Source organism: Barnesiella sp. CU968 (assembly GCF_905219685.1).
Classification (GTDB): Bacteria; Bacteroidota; Bacteroidia; order Bacteroidales; family Muribaculaceae; genus Lepagella; species Lepagella muris_A.
In genome coordinates this window covers 1-20,385 of record NZ_CAJMXD010000011.1, presented here as the reverse complement: position 1 = coordinate 20,385, position 20,385 = coordinate 1, and the positions used below count along the sequence as shown (strand labels likewise).

The 20,385-nt window shown below is 48.9% G+C and carries 15 protein-coding genes; 2 read left to right on the top strand and 13 right to left on the bottom strand.

The genetic code is table 11. From position 1 onward, the window contains the following. Positions 1-150: 150 nt before the first annotated feature. The 13 genes from JX312_RS01065 to JX312_RS01010 all read right to left on the bottom strand — a co-directional run bounded on the left by JX312_RS01065 (position 151) and on the right by JX312_RS01010 (position 17,452). Positions 151-1,515: a hypothetical protein gene (locus tag JX312_RS01065; RefSeq protein ID WP_204456633.1), complete on the bottom strand. Its 1,365-nt coding sequence runs from the start codon at positions 1,513-1,515 to the stop codon at positions 151-153. A gap of 68 nt (positions 1,516-1,583) precedes the next feature. Then, the gene (locus tag JX312_RS01060; RefSeq protein ID WP_204456631.1) at positions 1,584-2,909 is read right to left on the bottom strand and encodes a SusE domain-containing protein; all 1,326 of its coding nucleotides are present in this window, start codon (positions 2,907-2,909) and stop codon (positions 1,584-1,586) included. Positions 2,910-2,936: 27 nt separating this feature from the next. Beyond that, on the bottom strand, positions 2,937-4,652 hold the full coding sequence (locus JX312_RS14020; RefSeq protein WP_239653755.1) for a RagB/SusD family nutrient uptake outer membrane protein: 1,716 nt from the start codon (positions 4,650-4,652) through the stop codon (positions 2,937-2,939). A gap of 27 nt (positions 4,653-4,679) precedes the next feature. Beyond that, positions 4,680-7,781: a TonB-dependent receptor gene (locus tag JX312_RS01055; RefSeq protein WP_124030050.1), complete on the bottom strand. Its 3,102-nt coding sequence runs from the start codon at positions 7,779-7,781 to the stop codon at positions 4,680-4,682. A gap of 361 nt (positions 7,782-8,142) precedes the next feature. Further along, positions 8,143-8,667, bottom strand: coding sequence for a shikimate kinase (locus tag JX312_RS01050; protein ID WP_204456629.1), 525 nt, complete (start codon positions 8,665-8,667; stop codon positions 8,143-8,145). A gap of 1 nt (position 8,668) precedes the next feature. Then, positions 8,669-8,887, bottom strand: a complete 219-nt coding sequence (locus JX312_RS14015; RefSeq protein ID WP_239653756.1) for a DUF2752 domain-containing protein — start codon at positions 8,885-8,887, stop codon at positions 8,669-8,671. Between the two features lie 152 nt (positions 8,888-9,039). Further along, positions 9,040-9,582 carry a CD225/dispanin family protein gene (locus tag JX312_RS01040; RefSeq protein ID WP_239653754.1) on the bottom strand — a complete coding sequence of 181 codons (543 nt, stop codon included), beginning with the start codon at positions 9,580-9,582 and terminating at the stop codon, positions 9,040-9,042. Positions 9,583-9,618: 36 nt separating this feature from the next. Further along, positions 9,619-11,454, bottom strand: coding sequence for an ABC transporter ATP-binding protein (locus JX312_RS01035; protein ID WP_204456627.1), 1,836 nt, complete (start codon positions 11,452-11,454; stop codon positions 9,619-9,621). 135 nt (positions 11,455-11,589) lie between these two features. After that, positions 11,590-12,495 carry a lysophospholipid acyltransferase family protein gene (locus tag JX312_RS01030; protein ID WP_123404356.1) on the bottom strand — a complete coding sequence of 302 codons (906 nt, stop codon included), beginning with the start codon at positions 12,493-12,495 and terminating at the stop codon, positions 11,590-11,592. Then, the gene (locus JX312_RS01025) at positions 12,495-13,685 is read right to left on the bottom strand and encodes an ABC transporter permease (protein ID WP_123404358.1); all 1,191 of its coding nucleotides are present in this window, start codon (positions 13,683-13,685) and stop codon (positions 12,495-12,497) included. Before JX312_RS01025 ends, JX312_RS01030 begins: the two co-directional genes overlap by 1 nt. Position 13,686: 1 nt before the next feature. Beyond that, entirely contained in the window at positions 13,687-14,868 is a 1,182-nt protein-coding gene (locus JX312_RS01020; RefSeq protein WP_123404360.1) for an ABC transporter permease, read from the bottom strand. Between the two features lie 19 nt (positions 14,869-14,887). Further along, complete coding sequence (locus tag JX312_RS01015) at positions 14,888-15,922, bottom strand: HlyD family secretion protein (protein WP_204456626.1); 1,035 nt, start codon at positions 15,920-15,922, stop codon at positions 14,888-14,890. A 72-nt stretch (positions 15,923-15,994) separates the two neighbouring features. Next, positions 15,995-17,452 (bottom strand): TolC family protein, encoded by a 1,458-nt coding sequence (locus tag JX312_RS01010; RefSeq protein WP_204456624.1) that lies wholly within the window; start codon positions 17,450-17,452, stop codon positions 15,995-15,997. Between the two features lie 145 nt (positions 17,453-17,597). Here JX312_RS01010 and JX312_RS01005 point away from each other — a divergent pair, with 145 nt between their 5' ends. Beyond that, on the top strand, positions 17,598-18,956 hold the full coding sequence (locus JX312_RS01005) for an MATE family efflux transporter (RefSeq protein ID WP_204456622.1): 1,359 nt from the start codon (positions 17,598-17,600) through the stop codon (positions 18,954-18,956). 114 nt (positions 18,957-19,070) lie between these two features. Further along, positions 19,071-20,385, top strand: a 1,315-nt coding sequence (xylA, locus tag JX312_RS01000; RefSeq protein WP_204456620.1) for a xylose isomerase, incomplete at its 3' end; no start/stop codon positions are given.

Genomic DNA, 20,385 nt, shown 5'->3' with positions numbered 1-20,385 from the left:
ATCCAGCCCCATCGCGCCCTATCCAACCCCATCGCGCCCTATCCTGCCCTATCCAGCCCCATCACACCCCATTCAGCCCCATCAAAGGAAGGGGCATCCGCACAAAATGCAGATGCCCCTTTATTGAGCGAAAACAAACGCTGAGGTCTTTTACTTAGCTGTCAGCGTGCAGGTGTAAGGCACTTTTGTCAGATCAAGTGTAACCTCGTAAGTTCCTGCCGAGATCGGCATATTACTACCGCTGGCAACGAGTTTCTCGGCAGAACCACCAAGATCTGCATCCCAACCACCATTGAGACGGAACTTAAATTCTGTATCCCCCTCGGCTGTTATAATGCCTGTCCATGTAAGCATGTCCGCACTCGGTGTCAGATATATGTCATTATTCCAGTCACCATTAAGACCGATCACTCCTATTTTTTCCAAAAGAAGGGTCTGCAGACTCAATCCGTTGAGGTTGGCTTTCACCCACCACATTCCTGCCGGAGCAGTCACGATATTGTCTCCGTTGGGAGTAAGGACACCATTGTTGAGCCCCCAGTTCACATCCCAGTTATCAAGAGTGGCACACAGTTTAAACTCACCGCTTGCAACGCCATTTTCGCCTGTTCTTGTGAAACCGAAATAAGTTGCGTAGTCATCAGTATACAGCTGCATGCTGTTAGCCTGGCTCCAACCATTGCCCGAACCCGGAGTGTAAAGCACTTCGTAAGCGAACGATAACGTATAAGTCTTCTCAAGCATATTTGCCACAAGACGATAACGTCCGGGAGCTGTGATAGTGCCTTCTTCGTCGAGTGCAAGAGTCGTCCCGTCACCGGAAGGTCCAAAACACTGAGCCGGAGTTGCGTTACCCTCTACGCTTCCGGGAACAATACTCCACTTGAATCCAGCCGAAGCCTCTGCGGCGGTGACTTCAAAGATAGCGATGAAGTTATTATCCACATAGGCGTGAAGGTCACTGTGTTCCATCTTCTGGCTTAATGTTCCGCCAAGGAAGTAAGTGTTTTCGATATCCAGTTTTGCATCAACCGGAAGCACATTCACCTGCTGTTTGAGATAATAGAATCCTTCACCACCGAGACGCGATTGCTGGGAGCCGATGTTGGCATAAGCGATGATTCCCATCCAAGGCTTGACAACCTCCGGAGTTATATTATAGAACTTGACGATTGCCTTTTCCATATCATCAGAAGACACTGCTCCGTTTTCAAGAGGAAGCACTATGGCATCAGCCATATTTTCATCCTTGGATATTGCAAGCTGCAACGATACAGAAGCGTTTTCCGGCAGCCCGGATGCATCGGCAATAGACACGACTGAGATCTGCTTACCTACAGTATTCTCAAGATCGATAGTTGAAGAATATGCTTCGGAAGGAGTAAGCGTAAGCCCGTTTGCCTCAACAATCGGCTCTTGCGGATTCTCCTGTGCGATACCGAGGTCGCTCTTGTCATCGCAAGCCGTGAAGCCGAAAGCAAGAGCCGCCATCAGAAATATACTATATTTTTTCATATTTTCTTTAGTTGTTTATCACTTCCGGAGCCTGCAGGCTCCGGAAGTTTATGATTGCTATCGGTTTACTATTCTGCTCCCTCTATAGTTATTGTATAGCTGTTAAGATCAACATTCACTTTGACCTTGGGTGCAGTCCATTGTTCAGACTTGAAGTTTGCCTTTCGTGCCACAACAGATGCCTTATACGGACCTGAGGCTACAGAGAATTTCTCCTCGCCCTCTTTGGGACCTACAAAATTAGTATCCCAATTGCCAAGCTCCGTATAGATTGCAAATTCAATACCGCCTGCAGGATCCGTCACATCAAAAGTGCCTTCGTATATATTCGAGTTCGGTGCAGTCTCCGCAAGAGCACAGTTATCTTTATTGATATCCCAGCCCTGGAAATTACCTATGGCATAGATTTTCTTACCTTCTGCCTTCTGCATCTTGATAGTCATATCCTTCAGGTTGACGGTAATCTCGAGATTGCCACCCGTCCATGTCTTGTCTTGCCATGAACCCTTACCAAGTTTGTCACCTTTCTCAACACTCATGAATACCGGACCGTTGAATACACCCTCAGANTCGAAAGTTATGTCCACAGGGTTGTCTTCATTCTGAGAACCTACAGCAAAGCTCTCCCAGTCACCAAGCTGGCTATAGAAGCGGAACTGGAAGTTGATCAAATCATCCTTGCCATCCACACCCGGCTCATTTGCAGGGATAAACACGTTTCCGAAATAAATCTTGGTTCCGATACCGGTTTCCTCAAGATATACCTTATCCGCATTTATGTCCCAGCCTGTAGGCTGACCGATAAGATACAACTTGCCGGGGTCTTTCACCGGGATATAAGAAGACACTGAAATATTCACGGCATTCGACCATATACGGCTCTGCGGAGCATTGTCGATCGCAGCATGCACACGCACAGAAACCGGGACAACCTCATTATTATAATTATCCATATCGAAGCCATAGAGGGTATTCACAGCCTCGCAGAAAGAGGTTCCGTCAATGTTGAGCACTGCGGAAGTTGAAGTAAACGCAGGAAGCGTATATGCCAAAGGCAAGCCATCGTCACCGAGGATAGCATTATCCGTCTCCACGTTTCCTGTTGTCTCAGCTTCATCCCATGCTGCAAAACCGGCTTCACTTTTAGCCAGCTGCACAGTATAAGTCGGAACGCAACCAAGCCCGTAGTTAGGCTGGGATACTGTAAAGGTTATATCATTGAGGTTCTGATAACTTTCGTCAGCACGGAAAATATATGTCTGATCCGCCATAGCCGGGGTGTTGAGCACAAACTCGGTAGGAACCTCCAGACGGGGCTGGGTATCCTCCTTGCAGCTTGTGAAGCATGCACCTAAAAGCACCGGCAAAGCCATTAAATATGATATCTTTTTCATTTCTGATAATTTTTTTAATTTAACAGATTAATAACCGGGGTTCTGCTTCATGTTTGAACCATATGTTGCCACAACATCGGATGGAAGCGGGAAAAGGTTCATGTATTCAGGTATCGCACCTCCGTTACGCATGTTGTTTTTCCATGCCCATGTATAGCTGCTTCCTGTGAATTTATTGAAACGGATAAGGTCCGTGCGGCGAACGTTTTCCCAATAAAGTTCACGGCTGCGCTCGTCAAGAAGATTATCAAGAGTGAAATTTGCATCACCCCATGCATTAACGCCGGCTCGAGAACGGATATAGTTGACATACTTAAGTCCCTGACGCTTGTGACCTGCACCCCGGAGCGAGCACTCGGCTGCCATCAGATAAACATCGGCAAGACGGATAATGGGGAAGTCTGAGCTTGCAAACTCTTGAGTCTGAGCCGGAAGTCCGTTAACCTCATCGATGCCTGCCCAATTGAACGTAAAACCACGCTCACTATCAACATAAGTGTTGCGGGGAAGCATTCCATTTTCATCAGCCTTGACATTTGTATATTTGATTGCCGCATATCCGCTTGTGAACACAGAAAACTCATCATTCTCCTTTGTGAATCCCTGCTTTTCGGTGCACCAAAGGTATGTACGACCGTCCGCGCTCACACCGTCTGTAAAGTTGAACTTGTCAGCAAACTGCTCGCGGGCATGCATACAGCTCCAGTCGGCATTCAAGCCGTAAAGCACGGTCGGCATGCTGCCTGCAGAAGTAGCAGCCGCGATAAGGAACATTGTGCCGCCATAACTTTCCGTATAAGGATACTCAAAAGGTATTGTCCAAAGGATTTCATTCTGATCCTGAAAGCTTCCGCCGGGAGCAAGCTTGTCATTGTTTGCGCAAAACAGGGCAAGATAATCTTTGGCAAGACCAGATCCTTGAAAACCGAAACCCTTGTGACGTTTGATGATATTTTCGGCATGCTGCCAGCATTTGTCATACATCGGAGTGCCGGTGAACACCTCTGCATTAAGGTAATAACGGCAGAGAAGAGCCTCGACACCATCTTTACCAACACGTCCATATACACCGCTTTCTTTAAAATTAGCGAGCACGTCTTCGAGATCATCCGTAACAAGTCTGAAAAGCTCGGCACGAGTTGTCTGGGGAGGAACCTCTCCATATTTCATGTCGTCCCACGCACGGACAGCATTCCCGAAGAAATCAATAACATAATAATATGACAGCGCTCTCAATGCACGAGCCTCAAGCACGAACTGGTCCGCGAGGGGCTTTGTCTGCGCATCTATTGTAAATGTTCCGTCGTTAACCGACCTTATGAAGTCGTTACATACGGCAATGTGAGTATAAAGACGTCCGTAAGCACCCAGAAGCACGCCATTGGAAGAACCCCATGTGCCTGTGCAAAGATCGAACACTCCGACATCTGGCCATATCCATGTAACCTCATCGGTTGTGAACTCATTAAGCATAAAGATAACACGGCTCCAGTTGGAAGTACCTCCGTCAAGACCGGAAATATCCGAACCTCCATTAGGACCACCCTGACCGGAAACAGCCAGCGACGAATAGCATTTCGCCATCACCTCGGAAAGATATTTCTGAGGATCCTCTCCGAAATTACCGGAAGTGATAGAATTGGGGTCATTGGGAAGCTGATCCAGATCTCCCACGCAGGAAACAAGACCTGTCATAGAAAACAGGGCAGCGCCAATGAAAATTTTGCTGATATATGATTNCATATTTATTAAATCTATATTTATGAGAGATTAGAATGTAGCCACAAGACCGAACGTGCATGTAACAGGGCGCGGATATACGTTGTTGTCGATACCACCGAACACCTCCGGATCAAGTCCTTTGTATTTTGTTATGACAAACGGATTCTGAACCGCACCATATAGACGGAGACGGAGCTTGTCGCTAAACAGATTGTTGAATGTATATCCGAGAGTTATGTTGTCGCAACGTACGAATCCCGCATTCTGCAACCAGTAATCGGAATAATAAGTATTGGTTGTCTGACCACCCTTGAAGTAGAAATCCGTATCAACAAGGTTGTGAATACCGGATGTATTGTATGTGTCAGAGAGTGTGCTGTGGGTCGAAGCGACATCGTTGTAAACATAGTTGCCGATGGAAGCCCTGAGCTGGAATCCGAAATCCCAGTTTTTCCAAGAGAATGTATTATTCCACGACATCGTCACTTTAGGATCTCTTGAATGACGGAAAACACGGTCATTGTCGTCTATTGTACCATCACCGTTCTGGTCTACATAACAACCTTCGATAGGCTGACCGTTCTGGTCATACACCTGCTCGTAAAGGTGGAAAGTATAGGCGGGATAGCCTACCTTATGCGCCTGAACATTATTACCCGTACCGCCGGATATACCACCGGTAGCGATATAAGAATTCGGATCTGCAGTGTTATTGAGTTTGGTTATCTCGTTTGAGTTCCACGCCACATTCAAGCTTGTGTTCCAGGTAAAGTCATCGGTCATGACCGGTTTTGCACCGATAGTTGCCTCCACACCTATATTGCGGAGCGTTCCGATATTCTGGTCCATCATGTTTGAAGTTGCCGCACCCGGAGCTACAGTCACAAAAGAGAGGAGGTCTTTGGAATTACGGAGATACCAGTCAAGAGCCACGGTAAGTCTGTTGTTCCACCATCCCATATCGAGACCCACGTTCCAGGTGGTTGTCTCCTCCCACTTGAGATCAGGGTTATATACACCGGGATAAAGCGTGTTGGAGATAAGCTGACCATCTGCGTTAACATACTGTCCATTGATCATATTAGGGTAATAAGATCCCTGAGTGGTAGATACATATACAGGCATATACGGGAAATAACCGCCAACGCTCTGCTGACCGGTAACACCCCATCCCAGACGGAGTTTAAACTCATTCATATTAGTTGCAGACTCCATAAACGACATGTTATTGATCTTCCATGCAAGAGCCAAAGCGGGGAATAGACCCCAGCGGTTGTCTTTCGAGAAGCGTGAAGTTCCATCGTCACGGAGTGTGAACGTAAGCAGGTAAGTATCCTTGAATGAATAATTGAGACGTCCGAAGAAACTTACAAGCATAAGATTTCCTGTAGACCAATAATAGTCAGGAGAAATATGAGAGCCTGGATCAGCAGTATCAGGATTAATTGTCAGAACTCCTGCAGTTGTTGCAGGACCGAAGAATCCCTTTGAAGTGAATATCGTACCGTTGTTATTGCCATGAGCATCGAAACGCTGCCAGGAATAACCCGCCATCACGTCAAGCGTAGAATAGATCTTGTCAAACTCCTTCTTATAATTGAGATAGAAATCAAGGAGGGTATTGCGGCGAAGTTCATAAACCTCATAACGGGTTCCTGCACCATTCTTGATGTTTTCGTTCCATGATGTAGGCGAGTTCTGCTGGAGGAGGTTATACTCATTAGACTTGCTCACGTCATAACCGAGATTCAGGTTGGCACGTAGTTCCGGAAGGAAATGAAAAGCATAATCCAACTGCAAGTTACCATTGGAGCGATATACGTTAGACACGTTTTCGCGATCTTTGATAACAGCAAGAGGGTTCACTGTACCGTTGATATTCCAGGAATTATAACTGTCTGTAGTTACAGAAGTATATCCATTGTAAAAATAAGGGAAATCGCTATTACCGGATGCGATATTACTCATCACCGGCACTGTAGGGTTGAATGCGACAGCAGCGCCGACAGCACCCTCGTTAGAGAACGTGTTGCGCACATAGTATCCTTTAACATTCGCCGAGACTTTGAGTTTTCCATCAAAGAACTCGGGGGTGAGATTGAAGCCGGCAGTAACACGTTTCATCTGGCTATCCTTCAGGATACCGTTTGACTCGGTGAAAGTTCCGCTGACACGATACGGGAGGAAACCGGCTGTTCCACCGACACTAAGAGAATAGTCATGCGACACAGATGTGCGGAGCACCTCTTTCTGCCAATCAGTATCGGAAGTGCCAAGAGCTGCTGCTGCAGATGAATCCTCTCCCCAGTAATCCTTGATTAGGGCTGTGAATTGTGAGGCATCGAGAACGTCCCACGTACGGCGAGCGGTATTAACGCTGACATTAGCCGAGAAATTAACCTGCGGACGACCCTTCTTACCTTTCTTAGTGGTAATGATTATGACACCGTTTGATGCCCTTGAACCGTAAATCGCGGTTGCTGAAGCATCCTTAAGCACAGTCATCGACTCGATATTATCGGGAGAAATCATTGCAAGGGGGTTAGCCATACCCTGCACACCGTCATTGCTCAAAGGCACACCATCAAGCACGATCAAAGGATCATTTGATGCAGAAAGCGATGAACCGCCACGAATACGGATTGTGGCGCCACCTTCCGGGCTACCGCCACCGCTGGTCACAACCACACCCGGGCTTGCGCCGGTAAGCAGATCCTGTGCCGAGGTAGAAATACCTTCCTCGATTTCGCCGGGATTGATAACGGCAACAGAACCGGTGGCATCCGATTTCTTGACAGAACCGTAACCGATCACCACAGTCTCCTGCAGCATCTGGGCGTTGGTCTTCATCACGATGTTGAGATGTTTCTGACCGTTGACCGCCACCTCCATGGGGTCGTAGCCTACATAGCTCACAACCAGCGTCGCATTCGCCGGAACATTGATGGTGAAGTTGCCTTCAATGTCGGCAGACACGCCGTTGGAGGTGCCCTTTTCCATAATCGTGGCACCGATCAGGTCTTCGCCCTGCTCATCAGTCACGTGTCCCGTGACAGTGATCTTCTGAGCCAGCGAGGGAAGTGCGAGTGCCAGCAGCATTGCCATTGTCACCCAAAACTTCCTGTTTAGCTGAAAACAGTTGTTCTTCATGTAAGAATGAATTTAGTTTTACATTTGGTTATTAGAATATATTTTTCAATACAGTCTTCTGTTCCTAACGGGTAAATCTAAAATTCCAAAAGCCGCTCAGGCATCATTTAATTTATTGGTATACCAATAAATTAAAACTGCATATGCAGTCGGCTTTTCAGGAATTATATCTGTCCTTTGTCTTAATTGCGGTTAACGAGTCTCATGGCGGTATAAATGCTTAGGACGCAATAAGCCTTCAAAGTACAAAGCAAAGGCAAAAATACAGATTTTATGCGTTTATTTATATTATGAAATCAATTTTAACAATTCAAACCTTGAATTTTAACATATATTAAGATTTTAATACTCCTTGTCCTTGCTATTTTATATCATGATAAAGGTCAAGAAATCTGTCGATGGCAGTGGCTATCTGCCGTTTGTCTTCAAGGTGCTCCCCGCTGAAACGGATATTCGCCTTCGAATAGAAACCGATTCTGTCTGAAAGCCCTTTTTCCACTGTCAGCCTGATTTCTTCCGGAGACTTCCCTTTTATCAGCGGACGTCGCGAACTGTTAATCACAAGACGCTCCACAATGCGATCGACTGTGGCGTCAAGCCAGACCACATCACTTCGTGAAAGCATGTATTCCATATTGTTGTTGAAACATGGCGTGCCGCCGCCACATGATATTACAACATTGTCAAACTCACCTGTCTCACGGAGCATAGCCGTCTCCATGCGACGGAACTCCTCCTCCCCTTTTTCGGAAAAAATTTCCGCAATCGTTTTCCGGAAACGCTGCTCAATATAAAAATCAAGGTCTATGAACTCCCGACCCATGCGGTGTGCGAGAGCCCTGCCAAAAGTGGTCTTGCCACTCGCCATATATCCGATTATGAACATCCTAACTAAGAAATATGTTACGAAAAATCCACCATGCGACAAGCAGAGACACTGCCGTCAATGCAACAGAGACAGAGTGAACGCGCATATAGAGGCGCGGATGCCTTGTCCTGTTCAGTTCAAGCCAGAGAAGAGGAGCAAGCAACGGCAGAAGCAGAAGCAGAACAGCGTTGTGGTGCCATGCGGCGACAATATCGCCATGCAGCAAGGCATGAAGCATGCGCTGGCTGCCACAGCCGGGACACTGCCATCCCGTCAGTTCATGAAAAAGGCATTTCGGCACAAACCGGGATACCGCAGGATCTACGGCAAAATACACTGCGCAGACCGCTGCGACAGCGACTCCGACAAGAATATATGCGTTGCGGCGTTTCAAGCCAGCAATGACAGAGGAAGATAAACCGCGGCTGCGACAACTCCTGTAACAACAGACGCTATAATCCAGTATTCAGCCATACGCGACGCACGGCGGGCACCCTCAAGATCTCCAGCATAATATCTGGAGCTGACCATAGTACTGTACACAATCGCCACAATACCGGGTATCAGGCAACACATCACCGTAGCAAGCACAGACCACACAAGATGTGTCTGCGGCATCGGCTCCTTCTCCGGCGCGGGATATGGAGGTGCGGGATGATTTGCGAAAGGCTGAGGAGGCACGGAGGGAGCAACCGGCGGCTGTGGAGAAACGACCGGCGGCACCGGCGGCTGTTGCCGCTCCGGATAGGGAGGCGGCGTGAGATGAAGCCTTTCCGCCCAGAGAGCCTCTATCTCCTCCTCCGGAGTGAGTTTTTTTTCGGACTCTTCATTGACCTTCTCCTCTTCGGCAGAACACATGTCATGCGCTGTCACCTTCTCCTCTTTTTCCACAAGTTTCTCAAGGTTGTCAAGATCTTTCTCTTTATCTTCCATAATTCCGATGTATTAAAAAGTATATGCCGCACACTTTCAGACCTGCTGCATATCTACCAGACGGCTGTATATTCCGCCAAGTCCGATAAGTTCCGAATGAGTCCCGGTCTCCACTATCTTCCCGTCCTGAAGCACGCATATCATGTCGGCGTTGACAATCGTCGAAAGGCGATGGGCTATGACTATCGTTGTGCGGTCCTTCATCAGTTTCTCAAGGGCATCCTGAACAAGGCGCTCACTTTCAGTGTCAAGTGCCGATGTAGCCTCGTCAAGAATAAGGATGGAGGGATTTTTGAGTATGGCGCGGGCAATGCTGATACGTTGCCTTTGACCGCCGGAAAGACGGCATCCGCGGTCACCGATTACAGTCTGATACCCGTTTTCCGTATGCATGATGAAGTCGTGGGCGTTGGCTATGCGTGCCGCAGCCTCCACCTCCTCCTGAGTCGCGGACTTGTCGCCGAATGCGATATTATTGAAAATGGTATCATTGAAAAGTATCGCCTCCTGATTCACATTTCCCATAAGGGAGCGGAGATCTTTCACACGCAGATTCTTCACATTGATTCCGTCAACGAGTATCTCGCCGCGTTTCACATCCCAGAACCGCGGTATAAGATCCACAAGTGTAGACTTGCCGGAACCCGATTGCCCCACGATAGCCACTGTCTTGCCAGGCTTGACCTCAAGGTCGATATGCGACAGCACATCGCGTTCGCCATCATAGCTGAAGCTGACATCGCGGAAAGACACAGAACTCTTGCCTCTGTCTTCAGGCAGATTTCTTGGAGCAGCCGGATCCTGAATAGGATTGACAGCTCCGAGAATCTTGTCGATGCGCTCCATTGCCGCCATACCTTTCTGTATGGTATATGATGTCTTGGAAAGCTCTTTTGCCGGATTTATAAGACTGTAGAATATCACCATGAAATAGATGAAGCTGGAGGCATCGATCGACTCACTGCCAGAAAGAATGATCGTGCCGCCGAACCAAAGGATTATCGCCACGGCAAGTGTGCCAAGAAACTCGCTCATAGGGTGCGCCAGCGCATATCGCCGCGACATCGAGTTGTGTATACGGTAAAGATCCTGCGTCTCGGCTGAGAAATTGCGTTCCATCTGCTTCTCGGCATTGAAAGCCTTCACTATCCGCAAGCCACCTATCGTTTCCTCTATATTGGAAAGTATGGAACCGAAACGTTCCTGCCCCTGAAGATTCTGCTGTTTGAGTTTACGACCCACCACTCCGAGCAGAGTGCCGATCATCGGCAGCATGATAAAGACGAAAAGCGTCAATTCCCAGCTGATTGCTATCATCGCCACAAGATAGGAGATGATAAGGATCGGATACTTCACAAGGCTGAATATACTTGACATTACAGAACTCTGCACTTCGGCGACATCTCCCGACATGCGTGCCATTATGTCTCCCTTCTTCTCGTTGGTGAAGAAGCCGATCGGCAGGGAGACTATCTTGAAATACATCGAATTGCGGATATCGCGGGTGACTCCGTTCTGCATCGGGATGGTGAACCATTCGCTCGTATAGGCAGATAGCACCTTGAAGAGTGTCATCACAGTCAGAGAGCCGCAAAGAAAAAGCAATGTGGGGGATGCACCGAGATCCACAATCATCTTCGACACATAATAATTGAAATTATTGGTAATGCAACCAACAAAATTGCCCCATTCAAAAGCCATGTATTGATATTCCTGTGTGTCAAGACCGAAAAGCATTCTGAGAATCGGCATGATGAAGGCAAACGAGAACAGGGTCAGGAATGCTGTCAGAAGGTTGAATATCACACTTATTACGATATTCCACTTATAAGGTGCCGCAAAGCGGAGCATGAATTTAAAGAAATCTTTCATATTAAAGGAAGCGTTCCGAAAAAAAGGGGGAAAACACACTTCGCTGCAAAATTAATCAAAATCTTTGAAGATTCTGATATTTTAGTGTTAAAGGTGCTAAAGATGACGTATCGGAGGTGCAGCCTAAGAAACTGTTTAAAGATGCGACAGCATCTCCTCCGCCTTGTCACCGTGAAAAGCGTTGAACATCGAACGCGGACGTTTCCAGCGTCTGTGACTCCACAGCCAGTATTGAGGTGCCTCGCGTATATTCTCCTCAAGAAGGCGGAAATATTCTCTCGAGGTCTCGAACATCTTATCTTTCTTTACATTTCCAGACACCGGTATGAATCGCAGCGTATAATAACCCCGTTTGGGTCGGCTCATATGGGCGTAGACCGCCTTTGCTCCGAGGAATTTGGAAATTCTTTCCGGACCCGTATAGACACCGGTCTCATGATTGAGGAAATCGAGGAAAAGATGGATATTGAGTCCGGGAGCCTGGTCAGCAATATACCCGGTGACAGTAGGCACGCCCTCTTTCTTCCACCGTACAAGACGCTGCATGATCTCCGACATCGGGATATTGTTTGCATCAAAACGCGTGCGCAGCTTGTAAAGCAGACGGTCGAATGCCTTGTTTTCAAGCGGATGGTATATCTGCGCGCAACGTGCGGCAGAGCTTATATGAAGCGGCAGCGAGCTCACCCACTCCCAGTTGCAGTAATGACCGAGATAAAGAGTCACGGACTGCCCTTTCTCCACTGCGTCATTAATTTCCTCTATATTTTCGACTTTCAGATGACGCCGCATCTTTTTCTCCGACATCGATGCGAGCTTGAGCGTCTCCATGAAGTAGTCGCAGAGAAAGCGGTAAAAGCGTTTCTCGATTTTGCGTATTTCCTCACAGCTTTTCTCCGGGAAAGAAGATTCGAGATTTCCCCTCACCGCGCTCCGCCGGTATCTCACAACATCGCACGCAAGCCATGCCAGGACATCGGACACCGCGAAGAGAATCCGGAACGGAAGCAAAGACAGGATATACGCTATTACGTAAAGCATTATTTCGAAGAAAGTTTCATTAGAGCCGGACGAACCACCCAGCGCCGTGAGCAATATCCGAGAACCCACCACACCACAGCAAGTATCCACAGATTAAGATATGGACCGCTTACCTGCGACAGACTTGCTCCGTTGGCATTCATTTTCACGAATCCCTCCACGCCCCATGTCGAAGGACATATGCCGGCAAGCCAACGCCACACGGGCAACATGTCATACATAGGCCAGATAAGTCCCGAAAGCAGCAGGAACACCAGCGATGTGGCAACCCAGAGCACAAACACGGTCTCCCTCTCCGTAACCACCGACTGAAACGCGAACCCGAGTCCGAACGACGCGAAGATCATAGGAAGTATGAACGCGAAGATCTCAAGCGCATCGCCTGCCATCGGGAACCGGAATATCAAAGGCACGTAATGGAGCATGAAAATTATGGGAATCACGAGGATTGTCAGGTAACACAACATCTGAGCCACCATGGTCAGGAATACAGAGGGAGCGAGATTGTCGGAACAATAACCTGTCAGACGCATCGACTCGCGCTGCGCTCCTCCCGCCATTCCCACGGCAAGCACGATACACTGCTGCAGTATGAGGATAAGCACACCCGGCATGATGAACGAGTCGAAACCGTTGCGTATGTTACCCATCGAGACATTATGCACCGGAAGGAGGTCTCCCGTAGCGATTGTCTCGGCAAGGGGAGCAATCCTGTCTATATTTTCGGTCATCAGTTCGGAGGAAAACTCTTGCATCACATTGGTCGAAGCCACAAGAAACCCTCGGTAACGAAGCAAGAGGCTCATTTCGCAATACATCACGGCATTTGATGCCTCATTCCTCCCCACTTTGCGGGCAAAGCCTTCAGGAATCTCAAGTATGGCATACGCCTTGTGGGAATCAATAGCACGGCGTGCATCGCCGAGATCTGTAGCATAACCGATGACATGCGCCTGGTCGCAGGCATCCATCTTGCGCACCAGCTCGCGCGAAAGAGCGGTACGGTCATGGTCCACCACAACCATTGACACATCCTTCACAAGTTCCGGATTATATATCAGGGAATAGATGATGGGATACGCCAGCGGAAGGAACATAAAGAAGAGTATGATTCCCACATCGTGTGTCACCATCTTGAATTCACGGCAATAGACCGCGAACATATTCCGTATGTGATCTTTGAATTTCATCTTATGGCACGTAAACAGGGTTGTTCATGTCGCGTTTCAGTCTCCAGAGGAGCGTGAAAGGCAGAAGCATGAAGATTATATAGGCGACAAACCACATCCTCGAATATGCCACATCTATTCCGTTCAGAGCCTGATCTATATATATAAGGAAGTTATAGCGTATCGGGACAATGTAGCTGAATATACCCATTGCCGGATACATGCTCGGCACCGGGAAGGAGAACGCGGCTATCGAGAATGACAGGATTCCTATCAGCGCGCAGACTGAAAGCGAAAGTCTGAGATTCGGCAACACACACACCACAAACAAGGCGAAACCCTGACAGGCTGGAACAAACATGAATTCCGAAAGAAGCATCCATCCCCAGGAGCCATGCATCGGATAATGGCTGTAGCGGTAGAGCCATGCGGTCATGAAGAACACAATCACCCACCAGATTACGGTCTGCGGCAGGAGTTTACCCGCCAATGCCTTGAATATGGAACCGTCAGCCATCTGCATCAGACGTCGCGAAGTGCCGTATTTCAGTTCCTGACCAAGACTGAAAGCGGTCATGAGGAAAATCATCAGCTGCAACAGACAGGGCACAAACGAGTTGGCTATATATATACCGTAGTTGAGCTGTGGATTGCCTATCGGACGGGCGGCTATGTTCACCGGCATCATCATCGATGACAGGGATTCCGCATCGACGCCTGCCGACTGCACCACCTCCATAACGATTCCCGCCTTGGTATAAACGGCGGTAGCCTTGAATGTCTTGAAAAGCATCGATGCCGGCACGAAATATGTCATATTGGTATAGAACGTTATCACCGGCTTGCGACCCGCAAGGAGATCCGCCTTGAAATTCTCGGGAATCAGGAAATAGCCGTATATCTCGCCCTTCTGCATCAGATGTCGAGCTTCGGAAAAGCTGTTTGGCGTATATTTGAGGTCGACCATCTGCATGCCTCCGAGATTCTGCGTTATCTCGCGGCTCAGAGATGTGCCGTCACGATCCACGATCGCCGCAGGCACACGTGTCGGCAAGCCCTTCTCGAGCATCGTGGTCAGAAAAAGAAACATAAAGAGGGGGAATATGAAGAATCCGGTCCAATATACCGGTCTCCTCACAATCTGCACCAAGCTCCGGAGCATAATCGCCCTGAACCCTCTGTCTGCTATCCTAATCTCTTTCATCGGTCTTCATCAAAGACTATTAATCTTTCACTCCCAGATACAGCACCGACATTCCCGGACGGAAATTCTCCACCGGCTTGTCAGGACGGCATTTGATCTGGAATGTGCGGGCATCATAATCGCCGGTGGCTTTTGTAGCCTGCCAGTTAGCATATGTGCCGAGATCCTTGATATAGAACACTTTCATATCGACCTCTTTGTCAAGAGCCGGTATCCTCACCTTGAGCACGCTACCGAGCTTTATATCCTTAAGCAGAGTCTCGCGCACATTGAAAACAGCCCAATGATCATCTTTTTCAAGCGTCATGACAGGCGCACCGGTGGCGATAAGTTCGCTTACATTAGGATAAATAACCGTTATCTCTCCGTCATAAGGAGCGGTAAGATACTGGTCTTCGAGTATGGCGTCCACCTCTTTCACTCCACCCTGCGCCACTGTCACCATGGCGGAAGACGCCTGTTTGTCTTCATGCTGCGCGCCGGAGAGGGCAAGTTCATACTGGCTTTTCGCCGCCGNCTCGCCTGCCTTTGCAGCCTCGTATGCAGCCTTTGCCTCATCGCGTTTCTGCTCGCTGACAACCCCTTTCTCAAAAAGATTCTGCATCCTTTCGTAGGTTTTTCGGGTGATTCCGGCAGCCGCCTGCGCCTGCTGCCATATGTCGCGTGCACCAGCGATAATCTGCGGACGGGTACCCGCATCTACCTTGGCATTCGCAGCCTGAGCGGCTGATTCCATGGCTTTCGCCTGGTCAAGCTTCGCCTCTATCAAAGAAGACGATATCCTGACAAGGGTGTCACCAGCCTTGACCTTCTGACCCTCCTCCACAAATATTTCAGCCACACGTCCGGGGAGCTTACCCGAAATCCTCACTTCTGTAGCCTCACCCTGTCCCTGCACCGTGTCGGGACCCGGTTTGAGACACAGGAAGCCGACTATCGCCAGAGCGGCGAGTATTATAAGAATCACGACAATCGTAAGAATGAGTGATTTGTCTTTTTTCGAAACCGCCGAGGGGTCAACCGCACCGGCAGGCTGTGTATTTTCTGTTGCCATCGCTTTGTATTTTTTCTTAATTGCTCCCGCACGGGGATATGTCACTGTACCGTATTTTCAGATATTTACCTATTAATATTTCTCGCTCAGTCTACCGATCACCTTGTCGAGATATACCTCACAGAGGTGTATTCCGATTTCGGCATCTATTTTTTCCGAGTTTGCCTGCAGCCATGCTGTCTGGGCGGCGATCACATCGTTTGTAGTCATCACACCCTCGCGGAATCCTATCTGCGCCGACCTAAGGTTCTCATCCGCACTCGCCATGTTGGATTTGGTCATCTCGTATGTCTTGAACGCCTCCTGAAAACTGAATTTCGCCTGCTTCACCTGCAGCTCGACTTTCTCCTCAAGGTCTTCGAGCATCAGACGCTGGGCGTTTGTGGCAGACTTGGTGGCACGGTAATGGTTGTAGTTTCCTCCCCAGTGCCAGATCGGTATCGCCACAGTCGCTCCCACACTNAATCCGCCTCCGAAACGTTTCTGGAAACCGTTGTTCAGGTTAGGATTGGAAAACTCATATGCTCCAACCACCGCCACTTTCGGCAGCATCTGACCCATGGCGAGTTTCTCTCTCTGCGACAGAACTGAGATACCCTGCCTGATTACCTCGAGATCCTGACGGCGTGAATAGACGTCCTGCATGTTGAAAACCGGATCGGGCATTGATGTCAGCCCTGTCTTGAAATCCTCGTCAGCGAGCGTCATCTCTGTCTGCACCGGCAAACCGCACACCTGGGCGAGTGCCATGCGCGCAAGCGTCAGACCGTTGTCAAGTTTTGTGCGCATGATCTTAGCCTCGTTCAGCTTGACCTCTACCATAAGTAGATCGGCACGCGTAGCCACACCCTCCTCAAGCATTTCGTTTACGCTGTAGCGGAGCGTATCGACAAGCGTGACAAAACTGTCGGCGAGTTTCTGCTTAGACTTAAGCGACACCACCGTCCAGTAAGCCTGGTCAANGGCAAACACCACATCCTGCACCACGCTGTTGCGTGCCGCAGTGGCAAGTTTCTCTGCATATTTCGTAATTTCGTTGAGAGCCTTGATCTGTCCGCCCATGAATACCGGCTGAGTAAGCGTGAACGCCCCGGCGAAAACATTATGGGTGTCAAAACTCATCGCATCTTTCGGTATCACCGCCACTTCCGTGGGGATATATCCTCCGGTCGACGGATCCTTCACAGGCGTTCCGTCGGGAGTTGTCAGGATATTGTATTTGAAACTTTGCGTGGATGGGTCAAAGCTCATGGTGGGGAGTTTCGCATCCTCGCCGAGCAGATTGATTGTGCGCTGATTGTAGAAATACGTTCCGGCAAAATCGATGCCCGGCAGATAAAGAGCCTTTGCCGCCTTTCTGTCGTAACCGGCGCCCCGGATACCCTCTTCCGCCATGCGGATGGTCTTGTTGTTGCGCACCGCCATATTCCGGCACGAGTCGAGGCTGTAGGTGTCGGCATGGAGCGGAGTCGCTCCAAGTACCACACAAACAAAAGTCCCACAGATTGTTATATTCTTAATTAGCTTCATATAGCTTGTATCTGAAATCAAAATACGTAATGATTAATAAAAAAATCATACCTATATAAATTACAAATTTAACATCATTTTGTTTAATTTAGTAATTTTGCAGTCGATTTTTATCATTTTACACTTCAAAACACATTCTGAGCATATGACCAACATCTGGAATTTATATAAAGAGGAATACAAAAGTCTTATCAGACTCGGGCTGCCGGTTCTCGTGACTCAGGTAGGAATAATAGTCGTAAGTTTCGCCGACACAATGATGGTCGGAGCATACGGAGTCGATGAACTGGCTGCAGCTGCTTTCGTAAACTCATTGTTTATCATCCCCATAGTCATGCAGTTGGGTTTCGCTCAGGGACTGACACCCCTTGTAGGCTCACTTTTCGGCAAAGGTGAAAAAGAGGAAGCAGGCCACACCCTTCATGGCGGACTGCAGATAAACATGGCTGTATCCGCAGGATTGACAGCCATAATGGCTATCCTCTATTTTTTTCTTGACCGATTCGGGCAGCCCGAAGAGTTGATGCCACTGGTGCGACGCTATTATCTGATTGTTCTTTCCACTCTGCTTCCGATGTCTGTGTTCAACTCCTTCCAACAGACTTGCAACGGCTTCAACGACACCGCGATGCCCATGTGGATGATCTTAGGTTCCAACGTATTGAACATCATAGGCAATTACCTCCTCATATTCGGGCACTTCGGATGTCCCGAATTAGGACTCGCCGGCGCCGGAATAAGCACAATGCTCGCCCGCTATGCCGCCGCAGTCGCCATTGTCGCGATGTTTTTCAACGGGAACCGCTACAGACCTTACGCCAAAGGGTTCGCCATAAAGGAAGGACTGGGGGATGTGCGCAGGATCGTATGGACCACATCATATCCTGTCATGATACAGGCTGGTGTGGAGTGCTCACTGTGNAGCTTCGGAGCAGTTGTCAGCGGGTGGTTCGGCAAGATACAGCTCGCTGCATATCAGGTTGTAAACACTATGGCGCAACTTGGATTCATGACATTCGTCAGCTTCGGCACAGCCACTTCAATCAGGGTGGCGAACTATATGGGCGTTCATGACCTCCGCGGCATGAGACGCATTACTTCAGCCGGACTCCACCTCAACCTCGTGCTCGCCACAGCGGCATCGCTGATTTTCATGTTTGGCGGCAGATGGCTGATACATTGTTTCACACCGGATCCTTATGTCGTGGCATCCGCTCTGACACTCATAATACCCCTTGTCATATACCAGTATATGGATGCCACTCAGCTAACTTATGTCAACGCCATCAGGGGAACATCACATGTGAAACCGCTGCTGTGGATTTCTCTGTGCTCATACGTCGCAGTCGGCATTCCGGTTCTTCTCCTTTTCGCCAAAGGTCTCGGCTGGGGCAACATCGGTGTCTACTACAGCTTCGATGTGGCATTGGCGGTAGCATCGGTAATGTCAACGCTTGTATTCTATCACGTGATGCGTAAGGAAACATCGGCAATACACCACTGATCCCGGCGGTAAAACCGATTAAGCCGAACAAGTGTTATAAAATGGGTCAGCTTAAGTGATTGTTTTTTCCAATCGTATAATTATAAAAATACAAATTATAAATTGCATGACAAAATGGCAAGAAAAGAATACTTTCCAGGCATAGAAAAAATCAAGTTTGAGGGAACAGAGAGCCACAACCCCATGGCATACCGTTATTATGACGCAGAGCGTATCGTTCTGGGCAAGCCGATGAAGGAATGGCTTAAATTCGCCATGGCATGGTGGCACACTCTCTGTGCCGAGGGCGGCGACCAGTTTGGCGGGGGAACAAAAAAATTCCCCTGGAATGAAGGCGACGACGACATGACGATAGCCAGACAAAAGGCTGACGCGGGTTTCGAGATTATGCAGAAACTCGGAATCGAATATTTCTGTTTCCATGACACAGACCTCATCGGGGACCTCACCGAAGACATAGAGGATTACGAGAGACGCATGTCGGATATTACCGGATATCTCAAGGAACTCATGGCTGAGACCGGCATCAAAAACCTCTGGGGCACGGCGAATGTCTTCGGTAACGCCCGTTATATGAACGGAGCCGCCACCAACCCGGATTTCGATGTCGTAGCACGTGCCGCCGTACAGATAAAGAACGCCATTGACGCGACAATAGCCCTGGGCGGTCAGAACTATGTATTCTGGGGAGGACGCGAGGGTTATATGAGCCTGCTCAACACTGACCAGAAACGGGAGAAAGAGCATCTTGCACGGATGCTCGCAATGGCTCGCGACTACGCCCGCGCAAAAGGATTCACAGGGACATTCCTGATAGAGCCGAAACCCATGGAACCCTCCAAACATCAGTACGATGTGGACACTGTAACCGTGATAGGCTTCCTCAAGGCACATGGTCTCGACAAGGATTTCAAAGTCAACATCGAGGTCAATCACGCCACTCTCGCCGGACACACTTTCGAGCATGAACTGGCGGTTGCCGTAGACAACGGCATGCTCGGAAGCATTGACGCCAACCGAGGGGACTATCAGAACGGATGGGACACCGACCAGTTCCCTATCGACAACTATGAACTCACACAGGCGATGATGCAGATTATCCGTAACGGAGGACTCGGCAACGGCGGAACAAACTTCGATGCCAAGACCCGCCGCAACTCTACCGACCTTGAAGACATCTTCATCGCCCACATCGCCGGTATGGACGCCATGGCGCGTGCGCTGCTCAGTGCCGCCGAGATTCTGGAGAAATCTCCATACAAAAAGATGCTCGCCGACCGATACGCATCGTTTGATGACGGCAAGGGGAAAGAATTCGAAGAAGGCAGGCTGACGCTTGAAGACGTTGTAGCCTATGCGAAGACCCGGCGTGAACCCGCACAGGTTTCCGGAAAGCAGGAGCTGTATGAGGCGATAGTCAACATGTATG